Below are 14,754 nucleotides of genomic sequence, written 5' to 3'. Positions count from 1 at the left end.
CCATGGCCAAAAAAGCCGACGCCGAAAAGTCCAACAACAAGGTCATTGCGACGAATCGAAAAGCGCGGCACAACTATTCGATTCTCGAGACGTTCGAGGCCGGCGTGCAGCTGGTGGGCACCGAGGTGAAGAGTCTGCGCGACGGGCAGGCCTCGCTGGTCGACGCGTTCGCCACCGTCGACGACGGCGAGGTGTGGCTACGCAACCTGCATATCCCGGAGTATCACCACGGCACGTGGACGAATCACGCGCCGCGACGGAACCGCAAACTTCTGTTGCACCGCAAGCAGATCGACAACCTGATCGGGCGGATCCGCGACGGCAATCTCACCCTCGTCCCGCTCTCGCTCTACTTCTCAGACGGCAAGGTCAAGGTCGAGTTGGCGTTGGCGCGCGGTAAGGAAGCCCGCGATAAGCGCCAGGACCTGGCCAAGCGTGATGCGCAGCGCGAGATCAGCCGCGAGCTGGGCCGCCGCGCCAAGGGCATGACCTGATCGCGTTCGCCACAGCGCTGATCGCGGCGCTGGGTTACGGCATAAGCGATTTCGTGGGAGGCATCGCCTCGCGCCGGGTCGCCGCGCTGCGCGTGGTGGTCATCTCCTACCCGGTGGCACTCCTCCTGCTGACGGTGGTCGCGGTGCCTGTCGGCGGCCAGATCTCGACTCCCGCGGTGGTGTGGGGGTTGGCTTCCGGGGTCGCGCAGGCGTTCGGCGTCTGGTGGTTCTACGCGGCGCTGGGCGCCGGGCCGATCTCCGTGGTGTCACCGCTGACGGCGATCCTCGTCGCCGGGATACCGGTCGGGGTCGGCCTGTGGCTGGGGGAGCGGCCGGGACTCATCGCCGGTGTCGGCGTCGTGGTGGCGTTGGTTGCGGTGGTACTCGTCAGCCGGGAGGCCACCGACGAGGACGTCAGGCCGCACACGTTCACCGCGAAGGTCGCATGGCTGACGGTCGGGTCCGGCGTCGCGTTCGGGATGAACTTCGTGCTCCTGGACCAGGTACCCGTCGAGGCCAAGCTGTGGCCGTTGGTGTTCGGCAGGCTCGCGGCGTCCGCGATCGTGATGCTGGCGGCAGTTTTCACCGCGAACCTGACGCTGGAACGCGGTGTGCCGCTGCGCCTGGCGCTGACCGCCGCGGTGCTCGACGCCGTGGCCAACGTCGCGACCCTGCTTGCGTTGCAGTCCGGAATGCTGTCGCTGGCCGGCGTGCTGATCGCGCTGTACCCCGCGGCGACGGTGCTGCTTGCGATCGTGGTGCTTCGCGAGCGGGTGACGCGCTGGCAAGCGGTCGGGATGGTGTCGGCGCTCGCCGCGGTCGCGATGATCGCCGCCGGTTAGTCCCCGGTTTCCCGCCGCGACCCCCGTCGTCCGGCACTGAGTGCGCCTCCCAAACCGGGCTAGGTGATACTGATGGCCCTTAGTTAGGTCATCGAATCGTAGGAGCATCCCCGTTGGCTGAGTCGACGATCGCGCCGGAGAAACCGGGCACCGCCTATTTCGACCGTCGGGGTGAGAGCTTCCACCCGCGTTCCATCGCCAGGGGCGGATGGGGTCCGTCGCTCAGCGGGCACGTCGTCGGCGGCCTGTTGGGCTGGACCGTCGAACGATTCGTCAACGACCCGGACTTCCTTCCCGCGCGGCTGACCGTCGACCTACCGAGGCCATGTGCCATCGAGCCGATTGAGGTGCAGACCCGCGAGATTCGCAGCGGTAAGCGATTGCGACTGGTCGAGGCCGTCATTCACCAGGAGGGCAAGGTCGTCGCCCAGGCGAGTGGACTCTTTCTCCGCCGGGGCGAACAACCTCCGGGAGACATCTGGTCGCCGAACGTCGAAATGCCCCCGATCCCAACGGATGTGAAGCCGAACGCCAACCCGTTGTTCGTCAGCACCTACGGCTGGGGTGCGTCCATACAAGACCCGGACGAAACCTGGGCCGGCGACGGCGGCGCGAAGTACACGTGGTTGAGGTTGTCCATCCCGCTCATCGACGGTGAACCGCTGACGCCGTTCACCCGCGCGGCGATGGCGGCCGATGTGATTGCCTCACTGGTCAATTGGAGCTCGGAGGGCTTGAAGTTCATCAACGCCGACTACACTCTCACGCTGAGCCGGTTGCCGAAGGGGACGCTGATCGGCCTGGCATCGCAGAGTCATTCCACCCAGGACGGCATCGCGACCGGATCGGCGATACTTTTCGACGAGGACGGGGAGATCGGCAGCGGTATCTCTGTCTCGGTGGCCCAGGGAGGGTTTCGGCCGCCCTCTAAGTAGGCGGGTCAGGGCGAAGACTGTCAGCGGCCCAGGAAGGCGAAGCGTTCGCGCAGTTCGCCGACGTCGATTCCGAAGTCTTCCGGCTGGTAACGGTGGGTCCCGTGAGCGTCGCGCGGGTGCGCCGCGTGGTAATCGGCGATGAACTCTTCCAGCGCCGGAACCGGCATATCGACGGCCGAGTAGATCTTCTCGAGCACGCGCGGGGTGTCATCGACCAGTTCCCGGTAGTCGACGTCGATGAGCGTGACCGCGTTCCGTTCCGCTGACCCGCGGAACTCCGCCGCCCGACGGAACCACAGCTCGGTCTGGTCGGCTTGCCTGCGACCGACGTCGACGGCATCCACGTTGTCGCTGTACGTCGACTGGTACACCGCGAACAGGCTGGCGCCCGAGGCGATGGTCGTCACGATATCGCGGTGAATCTGAATCACGATGGCACCGGGAAACTCTCGTGCGATATGCCGGAGCTCGGGCGTGTGGGCCGGCGCCTTCAGCACGAACCGGCGGTCGTCGTTGGACGCCAGCAACTGCAGCGCTTCGCGATACCGTGCATACGAATCACCGAAGTCCTGGTCGGCCAGCCATGTGGCGTACGACGGCAGTCGCATGAACGACGTGAAGCCCCAGTTACGCATGTCGGTGCCCATACCGAGAACGCATTCCTCCGGCAGTGTCGGACCGGACGGATGGACGAACGCCATATCGGGATTGAGGGTGTGCAGCATTTGGCTTCCGGCCGCGGACAATTCGGGTCCGGCGTGCGGCGCCGAATCCGCGAACAACCACGGCGCGGCGAGTTCGGCGGGGAGCTGTGCATGCAGTCGCGGATCGCTGCCCAGCAGACGGAACAGGAACGTCGTGCCGGTGCGCCACCCACCCACGATGACGATCGGCGGTGCCAGCGGCGCGTCGGCCCTTGCGGGATTCTCCTCGCGCCATTGCGCGATCTTCGCCCCGGCGGTCAACCGGCCGAGCGCCGACTGCACCGCCGTCCGTGCGCCCACCGCGTTGAGGCGGCCCTCCTCCTTCGCCGACTGCAGGAACATCTCCAGTCCGGCACGCCAACCCTTCGCGAACCGGCGCTCGTCAATACCGCGGGCCGCCAAGCGATCAACTATCGCGCCCGGTTCGAGGAGGTAGCGCTCCGGTCGGCTCGTGCGGTCCTGCTCGGCGGCCTCGTAGATCGCGAGAGCGGCGGCGGTGCGCGCGGACGGCCGCCACGTCATGGCCGCTCGCCCATGCGCACGACGCGCACATCGGGAAGGGTTGGTTCGGAAGCGGGCTGCAGGAAACGCATCACGAAGATCCCGAAAGCGCGGCCCTCGGTGTCCAGCCAGTCGTAGCCCTCAAGGCCAGGATCGCGGCCGGCGAGCGCGAAGCGATATCGCCCGTCTTCGATAGTGGCGTTCGCCGCGGTCCGGGACACCGTGCGGCGCCGATAGTCGAGGGAGTTCAGAAATCGGCTGTACAGCACGATGTTCCAGTGGCGGCACGCCACCAGCGGACCGTCGAGGACGAGGCTTTCGTCGGGTCTCAATGACCACGACCCCCGCAGGTAGTGGATACCGGGTTCGGTGAACGCTGCTCCACCGGTCATCGCCGACCAGTGCCGCACGGAGTTGGTCTGCGCCAGGTCTTCGGCCGCCGACACCTCGAAGGCGCGCGGAACCTTTGATATGAACGCCCCGAGGCGCGACAGATCGCGGGCGAACTTGGCGTCGTCGGGTGCGGTGGCCGGGCCGGGCGCATCGAGTCGTTCGATCCGGCACGTCCCCGGGTCGACCGGTGCCTGTTCGTCGTGGACGTAGCGCACCCAGACCGACGACGCCTCGGCCGGGATCTCCACCTCCGACGGCGAGTTGCCGGACCCGCGACACAGGGTGACGGTGAAGTTGCCGTCGGCGTCGACCGCCAGATCGTCGGAATCCACCCGGGCCACCGCCGAGGCATCGGCGACACTGCGCCCGGCGTACACCGTGATCGATTGGTACACCGACGATCCGACGTTGCCGGTGATGCGGTAACCGGTCCCGTCGCCGATGTCGGTGATCCAGTACCGGTAGTCGGGGTTGTCTATGAAGAACTTCTGCCGCCAGCCGTTGAACGGCGTGAGTTCCGGTACGTCGCTTGAGGTTTCGAATCGACTGAGCAGGTTGTTGACCGCGCGGAGCAGTGCGCGCTGACCATCGGCGCGCTCGGCGGGATCGAGATCCCGGGTGGCTTCGTCGAGGTGCTTTCCTGCGGCGTCGAGCCCGGCGACCAGATTCGCCCACCCCGATTCGGTCACGACCGGAGTGTTGCCGACACCCCGCGACGTGTCAACGCTTGCTAGCGACTACCGGCGGCATCCATCGGCTGTTGCGCCTGGGCAGCGACGGGTGGGGCGGAACGACGCGCGGGGCGGGGTCGCCGCCGGCGGGCATCCCTGGCGACCCTGCGGGCGAGGATGCGGGCCTGCCGGCTGGTGATTGCGCGGTTCTTCGCGGCGAGCTCGTCGAGCTGCTGCCAGCTGAGCCCGTCGAGGTCACCGTCAGAATCATGGGTGGCGATGACGACGCAGCCGCGCAGCAGCGGCACGGTCCGTGCGGTGAATGTCGTTGTCGCCATCAGTAGTTCGGTGGCAATGGTGTTGGCCCGGCGCTGGCACTTGGGCGGCGATGCGGCGAACCAGAAGTCGTACTGGCGGTCTGCGCTGGTCAAGCACCGCAGACCATGCGTTGCTACGAGCTGATCGATATCGGCCTTGCTATAGGCCCGGGTTTTATAAACGACGCCCTTTGGGCTGCAGTACAGAACGGTATGCATCCGAATATTCCATTCCACTCTTTCTTCTTTTCCTGGAGTGTGGCGAGCCACGCACTCCCTTGTTACCTGAGTTACCCGTGTGACAACTGAGACAAACCTGAATAACAATCGTGAAACGGGAAGTTTGGCCGGAATTGCGCCCGAAACCCGACTAGCAGCCCCAATACGGTCCCCGGTGACAGTCGACGGGTGTCGAGTTTCTATCGTGACTGGTTATGAGCAACGACGCTGATGCCGAACGGGTCGCGGAGCTGGCGCGGGCCGTGGTCGCCGACCACGACCCGAAGAACGTGCCCATCCCCGAATACCTGGGTGCGTGCTACGACGCGGGCCTGTCCTGGGTGCACTTCCCCGAAGGCCTCGGCGGGCTCGGGGTGTCGCGGGGCCTGCAGGCCGTCGCCGACCGAATCCTGCAGGGTGCGGGCGGGCCGGTGCCGCTCGGACTCAACCCGATGGGCTACGGCATGGCCGCGCCGACGATCCGTGAGCACGCGCAGACCGACGAGGTGAAGCGGCAATGGCTGCGGCCGCTGGCCACCACCGAGGACCTGTGGTGTCAGCTGTTCTCCGAGCCGGGCGCCGGATCCGATCTGGCCGGGCTCGCCACCTCCGCGGTGCGCGACGGTGACGACTGGGTGATCAACGGTCAGAAGGTGTGGACGAGCCTGGCCCACCGGGCCCGCTGGGGTCTGCTGCTGGCGCGCACCGATCCGGACGTTCCCAAGCACAAGGGGTTGACCTACTTCGTCATCGACATGCACGGCCCTGGGGTGGAAACGCGGCCGCTGCGGCAGATGACCGGGCAGGCCGAATTCAACGAGGTGTACTTCTCCGACGCGCGCATCCCGGATAAGCACCGCCTCGGCGAGGTGGGCAACGGCTGGAACGTCGCGATGACGACGCTGATGAACGAACGCACGGCCCTCGGCGGTAGCGGCAGCCGGCGCGGTGCGGGCACCATCGCCGACGCCACCGCACTGTGGGCGTCGCGCCACGAGCGCCACACTCCGGTGCTGCGCGACCGGCTCACCCAGTTGTGGCTGCGCTCGGAGGCGCAGCGGTTGACCTCGGAACGTTCGCGCGCGGCCGCGACGGTCGGCGGTCCGGGGCCGGAGGGGTCGATCGGCAAGCTGGTCGGGGCCGAGCTCAATCAGCACATCTACGAGTGGTGCATGGATTTCCTTGGGCCAGAAGGACTTCTGTATCGCGGCTACAGCCAGGGCGCGGCCACCGGCGAGAAGGACTGGCAGGGGCCGATCCAGCAGCGGTTCCTACGCAGCCGCGCCAACACCATCGAAGGCGGCACCTCGGAGGTGATGCGCAACATTCTCGGCGAGCGCATTCTCGGACTGCCCGGCGACCTGCGTGCCGATTCGGGCATGCCGTGGAAGGAGATTCCCCGTGGCTGACAAGCTTGCGGAACAGACCGTGTTCCAGGCGGAGTACAGGTTTACCGACGAGCAGGCGCAACTGCGCGATGCGGTGCGCAAGTTCAGCGCCGAGCACTTCGCCGAGGAGAAGATCCGCGCACTCATGGAGTCCGACCCGCCGTTCGACGCGAAGGTGTGGGCGCGGCTCGGCGGCGAGCTCGGTGTTCTCGGGCTGTCCGTGCCGGAGGCCGACGGGGGAGTCGGCGGCACGTTGGTCGATCAGGCGGTGGCCATCGAGGAACTCGGCGCGCGATTGGCGTGCGGTCCGTTGTTCGGCACTGTCTACCTTGCGATCCCGGCGTTGGTCGCGGCCTCATCCGGGTCGACGCGAGATGAACTGCTCGGTGATCTCATCGAGGGCAGGCGCACCGCGGCTTTCGCGGTGGTGGATCGGGCGGGCGTATTCGACCCGTCAGCGGTCTCGGTGACCGCCGATGGCGACGCGATCTCGGGCACGGTGAGCCAGGTTGTCGACGGCGGTATCGCCGATGTGCTGTTGGTCGCCGCACGCGGAGCAGGCGGGGTGGCGCTCTACGCGGTCGACGCTTCGGCCGACGGGGTCGAGCGCGCGCCGCTGGCGACGCTCGACCTGACCCGCTCCGAGGTGAACGTCACCTTCTCGAAAGCGCCGGCGACGCTGATCGCCGGACCCGACGAGGCCGCGCGGGTCCTCGACCATGCGCTGCAGGTCGGTGCGGCGCTGCTGGCGGTCGAGCAGGTCGGCGCCGCGCAGCATCTGCTCGACCTGTCAGTGGAGTACGCGAAGTCACGGCTGCAGTTCGGCAGGCCGATCGGATCGTTTCAGGCGGTCAAACACCGGCTCGCCAATCTGCTTGTGGACGTCGAGCACGCGAGATCGACGGCGTACCACGCGATCTGGGCGCTCACCGACGGATCCGACGATCCGGCGTTGGCGACGAGCATCGCGCAAGCCGTCTGCTCCGCCGCCGGTAGTCATGTCGCCGCCGACGCCGTTCAGGTGCACGGCGGGATCGGGTTCACCTGGGAGCACCAGGCGCATCTCTACTTCAAGCGCGCCGCCACCAACGCGGTGTTGCTGGGGAGCGCCGAGCAGCATCGGGAACGGGTCGCCGCGATGGTCCTCGACGGCGCCACGGCCGACAAGGTGCCGTGGGTGGCCGACGGCACCGCCGTCTAGACACGCGTGCTGTTTTGCGGGCGACGCAGTCCCGCTATCAGCGACGTATCGGTTGACTGAGGAAGTCGTTGGAACCGACTGTTGCCGGGTCGTCGAGACCGATGCCGATCTTGGCCAACAGCACTTCGCGCAGGGACACGTTGCGGTTGACGTCGATGCCTGCACGGCGTTGCGCGCGGCCGATTTCGGCGATGACGAGCCACACCAGCAGCCCGGTGAGGACGATGGTCACCAGACCTCCGAGGTAGACGAGCGCGGTGGAGCCGTTGCCGTTGAGCTCTGGATCGAAGTTGCTGTTCAGCGCGGTGAACGTCGGCCATCCGAGCGCACCGTTGAGGCCGGCGTATATGCCGGGAAGCATTGGGATCACGATCAATTGGCCCCAACCGACCAAGCGGTGCCGTAGCAGGAAGAACACGAGCCCCGCGGTCAGTTGCAAAGAGGCATCGATGGTGTACCACCACGCCGGGGCGCCGAAGAACAGGAACGGCTGCTGCCCGTAGTACTTGTAGAGGCCGAGTTGGGCGCCCGTGATCTGCAGGGCCGCGTCGAAGAGCCAGGACAGGCCGTAGGCGTAGAGGAAGAACTTGGCGCCCTTACCGAGCGCGATCGCGCGGTAGATGACGTACGCCTGCAGTCCGAAGAAGAACGAGTACCCGAGCACCACATAGAGCGGAATGTGGCGCTGGAACAGGTTGACTGTGACGGCGACGTTGTCGCTGGCGAACCAGAGCAGGCCGAGATAGTCCAAGTAGGGCTCGAGGAGTCCCATGCACAAGCCGCCGAGCAGGAAGACGAGGCCCAGTTTTTCGCCGCGCAGCGCCAGTCGGACCACCCAAGCGAGGGCAACCAGCCAGAACATGACGCAGATGACGGTGAAGGCCAGGCTCCAGCCGAAGGGCGCGGACAAATCCGCCGGCGGGACCGGATACATCGGTGGTGCCTGGCTGAGCATCAACTCCGTCAACGGTCACCTCTTCGGTCGTACCCGGGTGCTGTTCGACCCGCGTTGTCGTGCAGCGACATTCGCGGTACAGCCCCCGACCTGGTGCATTCAGAACCAATCTGCCACGATGCTCGCATATATGCGTATCAGAGATCAATAGTTAGTACGCATTCTGTCAGGATCCGCGACTGAGGGTACGAGCGCTTCTCGTCTCGGGAGAGACCCGGTCCGCAGGCGACTGCAAGCGCCGGACGTACTCCACGAGCGGCGGTGCACACTTCGCGACGAAGTGCGTGCAGGCAAGACTGATACCGATGGAGGCGAGCGCGCAGACGTACTTCGCCCACATCGGCCAACCAGAGTTGAGAGCGGTCGAGATCGGCCAGCCCACGATTCCCGCTGCGGCGCCGAGGACTACGGATGGGATCAGCAGGAGCCACAACTGCTGCGCGCCACGCAGGACCGGTACCAGGAACACCGCTAGCGTGGCGCCGAGCACGATCTGTAGGGCGTCGATGGCTGCCCACCACACCACGAAGCCGGCGACCTTCATCGGCGGGTCGCCGAAGATCTCGAGGATGCCAAGCCAGGCGGAGAGGCCGATCGCGATGAAGTCGATCACCGCCACGATGGCGTAGAGGGTCCAGATCTTGCGCGCGGTGAACTCCGTCGAGAACGCGCGGTAGAGCACATAGAGCAGGCCTCCACAGAACCACGCGTAGCCGATTGGGACGAATATCGGGACAGCCCGCTCGAAAGCCACGAACACCGGAGTGACCTGGTGTGGCGGATAGCCGACCAATACGACGTTGTCCAACCATGGCTCCATCAGTCCGGAGATTGCACCCCCGACGAGGAACAACAGGAGTGCGGGTCCGCGCTTGCGTTCACGCAAGGCCCACCACATGAAGAACGCCAACGTGGTCAGCACCATCAGCACCGTGTAGGCGATGAGCGCGCCCTGTGGCGCCTCGCGGATCGGCATGTCCGGGACGGTGGGGTTCATCGTCTTCCCTCCTGACTTCGCGCGGCTCATACGAATGTATGCGGCGTCATAAGCTTGAAAAAATACGCAAAATATTGACTATAGATCGGAAGGGTAAATAATATGCGTTTTGAGACCGCTCCTAACCGCACTTCTGACACCGGCTACGTTCCGCCGGTGCGACGCCCGAATGCAGAGAGGCTTGATATGAAGATCGCGGCCGTATCGACCGGCGAATCGGGCAGTCCTGCGATCCCGCCGGAAGAAGGTCCAACGGAATTCGCGCTCGGACCCGGCTCCGTCACCTGGCGCGTGATGATGGACCCGACGGTGTTCATCATCGGTCTTCTGCGTGAGGCGATGCTGTTGACACTGCATCCGGCCTTCGCAGCGGCAGCGGTCGACCACGACAGCTTCAACGACGACCCAGTCGGTCGGTTCAAGCACGTCGCCTGGTACACGTACGCGGCAACGTACGGAAGCCCCGAGGACGCCGAGCATGTGAGTGGCATCGTGCGTCGACGACATGCCCAGATCGTGGGTGTGGAGCCCTTGACGCAGATCCCATATCGGGCGGACGCCGAGTACGAACTGGCATTGACCCAAGCGATGCTGTCGGATTCCTTCCTCGCCACTTATGAACTGCTGCACGGTGAGTTGACGAGCGTCGAACGCGATCAGTTCTGCATGGAGCAGAAGGTGCCTGCCGCACTTCTGGGTACCAACCCCGACCATCTGCCGTCGACATACGGCGAACTCGTCGACTTCATCGCACACGCGAGAAACCGCTTCGCCACCGGCCTGCAGGCACGGGAGATCCTGTCTCCCTTCGCTACTGGTGACTATCCGGCGGGAACTGTGATCGGCGATCTGCATCCTGTTCTGCGCAAGCCCGCGATGTTCGTGCTCCGAGCGTTCGCCGACATGGCGCTGCTGACGATGTCCTGGGAAGAGCGGGAGCTGGTCGCGATCAACCGTCGGCCCAAGCTCGGTTCACAGCTGGCGACCAAGATGGCCCTGCGGGCACTCTCGAAATGGTTCACCGGAGAACAAGGTCAGGCGGTGTTCGAGAAGTTCCTCGGCGAGCACATAGCGCCGATCTACCGTCGCGGCAAGGTGGCGGATAGCGCGCCTGGGGGACGCACCCGCCGAGCCAAGTTCGAGGTTCCCGATGCCGCGCGGTGCCTGGTGAAGGTTGACCATCTGTCCAAGAACTGGCCAGGATCCACGGCGGAGTACGTCCTCGGTAAGGAGGCGCTCGAAGTCGATCCTCCACCGCCCCAGGCGATGCCGGTTCTGCGAAGCACGTCGGCCTCGAAGTCGTAACACAGACTCACGTACAACCGATCGACGCGAACGCTCCCCGTTCGCGGGTGATTTTCTGACCAGTGAAAGAGAGAAGGCCACGTGGGCGTTCAACATGTGCTACAGAACGTGACTCGTCGGCGCCCGAGGACCGAGACATCGGTTGCGATCGTCGGGTGCGGTTTCGGGGGCCTCGCAGCGGCGATCGAGCTCAAAAGGTCGGGAATCGAGGACATTACGATCTTCGAGCGGGCTTCAGCGGTCGGCGGGGTTTGGCGCGACAACACCTATCCAGGGGCCGCGTGCGACGTGCCGTCGCCAATCTATTCGTTCTCATATGCATTGAAGCCGGACTGGTCGGCGCTATTCGGCTCACAGTCGGAGATCCAGCACTACCTGTCCGAAGTGGCGGTCGAGTTCGGCATTCAGCCGCTGATTCGTTTCAACTCCGAGGTCGCCACTGCCGATTTCGACGACGCCACCGGCAAATGGACGGTGACGACCACGGCGGGGGACTCGGTGACGGTCGACATCCTCGTCTTGGCGACTGGCCAGTTGAGCCGGCCGAAGATGCCGAACGTGGCCGGGTTGGAGAAGTTTCGGGGCGATTCCTTCCACTCGGCGCAGTGGAATCACAATGTGGATCTCACCAACAAGAAGGTCGTTGTGGTCGGCAGCGGCGCCAGTGCGATTCAGGTCGTGCCGGCGATCGCGGACCGGGTCAAGGACCTCACCGTGGTCCAGCGTTCGCCGAACTGGGTGATGTGGAAGAGCAAGCGAGTTCCTGGGCGGCTGCAGACCGCGTTGATGCGTCGGTTCGGATGGCTGCGCACACTGCACCACATCACGTTGTTCCTTGCCTACGAGGTGCGCTATCCACTGGTAACACGAGCGGCCGAGCCGGTGCGGCGACTCTCGCAGTGGTATTTGATCTTTCGGTTGAAGCGGCACGTGAAGGATCCGGCGGAGGTGGCCGCCGCGATTCCCGACTACCGGCTGCTCTGCAATCGGCTGCTGCTGTCCAACGATTGGTATCCGACGATCGGCCGAGACCATGTGCACCTCATCGGCTCGGCGGTCGAGTCTGTCGATGAGAGTGGCGTGATCACCGCTGACGGTCGGCACATCGATGCCGACGTCATCGTGTGGTGCACCGGGTTCAAGGCAAGCGAATTTCTTGCGCCCATCAGAATTCGCGGACGCGGTGGCGCCGATCTGCACGAGCAGTGGGCGGGCGGACCTGCGGCGTACCTGGGCATTACGGTCCCCAACTTCCCGAATATGTTCATGCTGTTCGGTCCCAATACCAACAGCATCACCAACACGATTGTGTTCCTGCTGGAGAGGCAGGCGTCCTATATCCGCCAAGCAGTTGAGCACAAGCAACGCGAGCAGCTGGCGTCGCTCGAGGTCAGCCCGTTCACTTATCAGAGGTTTCAAGCCTGGCTGGAGGCCAAACTCGACCGCACCGTTTTCACGGACAACTGCCCAGGCTGGTACACCAACGACGAGGGCAAGGTCACGGCGATGTGGCCCGCTTCGCACCTCGCGTACGCACGAGCGACCCGGCGCTTCAAACCTGAGGAGTACGTCGCGCAGCTCAGTCGGCCGGCGACCGCACCAAAGAACGCGCCCGCGGAGAATTTCACCCAACCCGAGGTAGCCAAGAAATGACAGCGACCGGAAGGTGCATGAGGCAGTCTGACTAGCGGCATTGCAAGAGAAGGTGGTTGAGAACTTGTCTGACTCCGCACTGTCTGTGGCGACAGCGGCGCCGTCACAGCCACTGCGCGGCCGCGTGGCCCTGATCACTGGCGGCTCGCGCGGGGTGGGAGCAGAGGTGGCCCGTGAGGTGGCCGGCGCCGGTGCGATGGTGGCGGTTACGTACAAACGCTCACCGGAAGCCGCGGCCGAGGTGGTCGCTGGAATCGAAGCAACTGGAGCGCAGGCGATGTCGGTCTACGCGTCCGCCGCCGACGAAGAGTCGTGGCGGAGCGCGGTCGAGCAAGTATCCGACCGATTCGGCGATGTTGATCTCTTGGTGAGCAACGCCGGCGTGGCAAGTCGGGGGAACTCCGTCGCAGAGACGGATCCGTCGGAGTTCATCCATCTTCTCGGCGTGCACACGCTCGGGCCCCTCGCGCTGATCCGCGCCTTGTTACCCGGAATGCGCAAGAAGGAACGATCGGACATCGTGATGGTCTCGAGTACAGTCGTTGACTCGTGCCCAGCGAACACCGCGCCGTATGCGATGGCAAAGGCCGCAATGGAGACGGCCTGCCGAGTGTTGGCCCGCGAGGAGCGCGACAACGGTGTCCGGGTCAACATCATCTCACCCGGGGTGATCGACACGGACATGGGCGCGAAGCTGATCAAGGCCACGACGTCGGGCGGCACCGTCGAAGCGACAGAACAGCATTCGCCGTTCGGCCGGATCTGCAAGCCGGGGGACATCGCGAAGCTTGTCGTCTTCCTGGCAGGATCCGGCGGCGAGTACATCACCGGTCAACGGGTGGTCATAGATGGCGGCGGAGTGCCCCCCTCGATCTACTGACTCACAAGGAGCGGGCGATGAGTTCCTTCATGACCTCGTTGGCGCCCGCGTAGATCTTCTGAATTCGAGCATCCGCGTACATCTGTGCGATGGGATATTCCAAGCTGTAGCCGTAGCCGCCGAATAACTGGAGGCACCTGTCGATCACCGCGCATTGCTGCTCGGACAGCCAGTATTTGGCCATCGCGGCAGTGGTGGCGTCGAGTTCGCCGCGTACCAGCGCCTCGATACAGGTATCGATGAAGGTGCGCGACACCCTCGCGATCGTCGTGCACTCCGCCAGTTCGAAACGGGTGTTCTGCATATCGATCAGTGTGCCGCCGAACACCTTGCGCTGCTTGACGTATTCCGCCGTCAGCGCGACCGCACGTTCCATCGCCGCCACCGCCGAGACGCCGAGGATGACCCGTTCGGCGGCGAGTTGGGTCTTCAGCTGCGAGAAGCCGCCGTTGACCGTTCCCAGCACCGAGTCAGCGGGCACCAGGAAGTCCTCGAAGTAGAGTTCCGCTGTGTCCTGGCCCTTTTGGCCGATCTTTTTCAAGGGTGCACCGCGGGAGAAACCGGTCGGCGCCACACCGGCGGCGCGTTCGGTGACATCGACTATGAATAGGGAGATGCCGGCGCCACGTGCTTCCGGGTCGGTCTTGGCTGCCACGATGACGATATCGGCGTTGAGTCCGTTCGAGATGAAGCACTTGGTACCTGTGATGGCATAGCCCCCGTCGACCGGTCGCGCCCGGGCCGCCATGGCCTGTAGATCAGAGCCCGCGCCCGGTTCGGTCATCGCGATGGCCCCGATCCACTCGCCGCTTGCGAGGCGCGGCAGGTACCGCAGCTTCTGTGCTTCAGAGCCGTAGGCAAGGATGTAGTGCGGCACGATGATCGAATGCACACCCAGGTGCAGTGAGGGATCGCCCGCCAGTGTCTGTTCCGTCAGCAACGCGGCCTCATGGGCGAACGTGCCTCCGCCACCGCCGTACTGTTCGGGCACCGACATGCACAGCAGGCCCATGTCGCCGGCCCGCCGATAGAGATCTCGGTCGGGCCTGCCCTCCGCGACGGACTGCTCGGCGGCTGGAGTGACATGTCGCGCGAAGAACTCTCTCGCGAGTTCGGCGACGGCGACGACATCGTCGGTCATCCATGGAGGCGTCGAGCGGGGAGTGCTCAGCACGGGTGTCACGCGGGGTCCTCTCACTCTGGTTGGCGGCCAATCGACCTTCGTGTAATGCCGACCATATTCGCACTGTGCGAATCTATGCACAGTAGAACTGGACAATATCTACGCAAAATTGACTT

At 64.9% G+C, this 14,754-nt stretch carries 14 protein-coding genes; 8 read left to right on the top strand and 6 right to left on the bottom strand.

Going from position 1 to position 14,754, the window contains the following annotated elements; genetic code table 11:
- The first annotated feature begins 2 nt into the window (after positions 1-2).
- The 3 genes from smpB to G6N43_RS24350 all read left to right on the top strand — a co-directional run bounded on the left by smpB (position 3) and on the right by G6N43_RS24350 (position 2,271).
- Entirely contained in the window at positions 3-494 is a 492-nt protein-coding gene (smpB, locus tag G6N43_RS24360) for an SsrA-binding protein SmpB (protein WP_083149273.1), read from the top strand.
- A 53-nt stretch (positions 495-547) separates the two neighbouring features.
- The gene (locus G6N43_RS24355; protein WP_234809983.1) at positions 548-1,336 is read left to right on the top strand and encodes an EamA family transporter; all 789 of its coding nucleotides are present in this window, start codon (positions 548-550) and stop codon (positions 1,334-1,336) included.
- 113 nt (positions 1,337-1,449) lie between these two features.
- Positions 1,450-2,271, top strand: a complete 822-nt coding sequence (locus G6N43_RS24350) for a thioesterase family protein (protein ID WP_083149275.1) — start codon at positions 1,450-1,452, stop codon at positions 2,269-2,271.
- Between the two features lie 20 nt (positions 2,272-2,291).
- On the opposite strand, the gene G6N43_RS24345 is transcribed toward G6N43_RS24350, so the two are convergent.
- From G6N43_RS24345 to G6N43_RS24335, 3 genes are read right to left on the bottom strand one after another with little or no spacing between them, the layout of a single operon-like run.
- Entirely contained in the window at positions 2,292-3,497 is a 1,206-nt protein-coding gene (locus G6N43_RS24345) for a sulfotransferase family protein (RefSeq protein WP_083149276.1), read from the bottom strand.
- Entirely contained in the window at positions 3,494-4,558 is a 1,065-nt protein-coding gene (locus G6N43_RS24340; RefSeq protein WP_083149277.1) for a DUF1214 domain-containing protein, read from the bottom strand. Before G6N43_RS24340 ends, G6N43_RS24345 begins: the two co-directional genes overlap by 4 nt.
- Positions 4,559-4,599: 41 nt before the next feature.
- Positions 4,600-5,076: a hypothetical protein gene (locus G6N43_RS24335; RefSeq protein ID WP_083149477.1), complete on the bottom strand. Its 477-nt coding sequence runs from the start codon at positions 5,074-5,076 to the stop codon at positions 4,600-4,602.
- A 215-nt stretch (positions 5,077-5,291) separates the two neighbouring features.
- Here G6N43_RS24335 and G6N43_RS24330 point away from each other — a divergent pair, with 215 nt between their 5' ends.
- Together G6N43_RS24330 and G6N43_RS24325 are read left to right on the top strand one after the other, a co-directional pair.
- Positions 5,292-6,485, top strand: a complete 1,194-nt coding sequence (locus G6N43_RS24330) for an acyl-CoA dehydrogenase family protein (protein WP_083149278.1) — start codon at positions 5,292-5,294, stop codon at positions 6,483-6,485.
- Positions 6,478-7,665, top strand: coding sequence for an acyl-CoA dehydrogenase family protein (locus G6N43_RS24325; RefSeq protein ID WP_083149279.1), 1,188 nt, complete (start codon positions 6,478-6,480; stop codon positions 7,663-7,665). Before G6N43_RS24330 ends, G6N43_RS24325 begins: the two co-directional genes overlap by 8 nt.
- Before the next feature lie 37 nt (positions 7,666-7,702).
- On the opposite strand, the gene G6N43_RS24320 is transcribed toward G6N43_RS24325, so the two are convergent.
- Positions 7,703-8,632 carry a hypothetical protein gene (locus G6N43_RS24320; RefSeq protein ID WP_083149280.1) on the bottom strand — a complete coding sequence of 310 codons (930 nt, stop codon included), beginning with the start codon at positions 8,630-8,632 and terminating at the stop codon, positions 7,703-7,705.
- Between the two features lie 154 nt (positions 8,633-8,786).
- The gene (locus tag G6N43_RS24315; RefSeq protein ID WP_083149281.1) at positions 8,787-9,617 is read right to left on the bottom strand and encodes a hypothetical protein; all 831 of its coding nucleotides are present in this window, start codon (positions 9,615-9,617) and stop codon (positions 8,787-8,789) included.
- 186 nt (positions 9,618-9,803) lie between these two features.
- On the opposite strand from G6N43_RS24315, the gene G6N43_RS24310 reads away from it, so the two are divergent.
- From G6N43_RS24310 to G6N43_RS24300, 3 genes are all read left to right on the top strand, one after another.
- Positions 9,804-10,922, top strand: coding sequence for an oxygenase MpaB family protein (locus tag G6N43_RS24310; RefSeq protein WP_163658187.1), 1,119 nt, complete (start codon positions 9,804-9,806; stop codon positions 10,920-10,922).
- An 81-nt stretch (positions 10,923-11,003) separates the two neighbouring features.
- Positions 11,004-12,575, top strand: a complete 1,572-nt coding sequence (locus tag G6N43_RS24305; protein WP_083149283.1) for a flavin-containing monooxygenase — start codon at positions 11,004-11,006, stop codon at positions 12,573-12,575.
- Between the two features lie 64 nt (positions 12,576-12,639).
- The gene (locus G6N43_RS24300) at positions 12,640-13,455 is read left to right on the top strand and encodes an SDR family NAD(P)-dependent oxidoreductase (RefSeq protein WP_234809984.1); all 816 of its coding nucleotides are present in this window, start codon (positions 12,640-12,642) and stop codon (positions 13,453-13,455) included.
- Between the two features lies 1 nt (position 13,456).
- Here G6N43_RS24300 and G6N43_RS24295 read toward each other — a convergent pair whose 3' ends face one another.
- Positions 13,457-14,596 (bottom strand): acyl-CoA dehydrogenase family protein, encoded by a 1,140-nt coding sequence (locus G6N43_RS24295; RefSeq protein WP_083149285.1) that lies wholly within the window; start codon positions 14,594-14,596, stop codon positions 13,457-13,459.
- Positions 14,597-14,754: the final 158 nt, after the last annotated feature.

Source organism: Mycolicibacterium moriokaense (genome assembly GCF_010726085.1).
Taxonomy (GTDB): Bacteria; Actinomycetota; Actinomycetes; order Mycobacteriales; family Mycobacteriaceae; genus Mycobacterium; species Mycobacterium moriokaense.
This window is presented reverse-complemented; position numbering and strand designations above follow the sequence as displayed.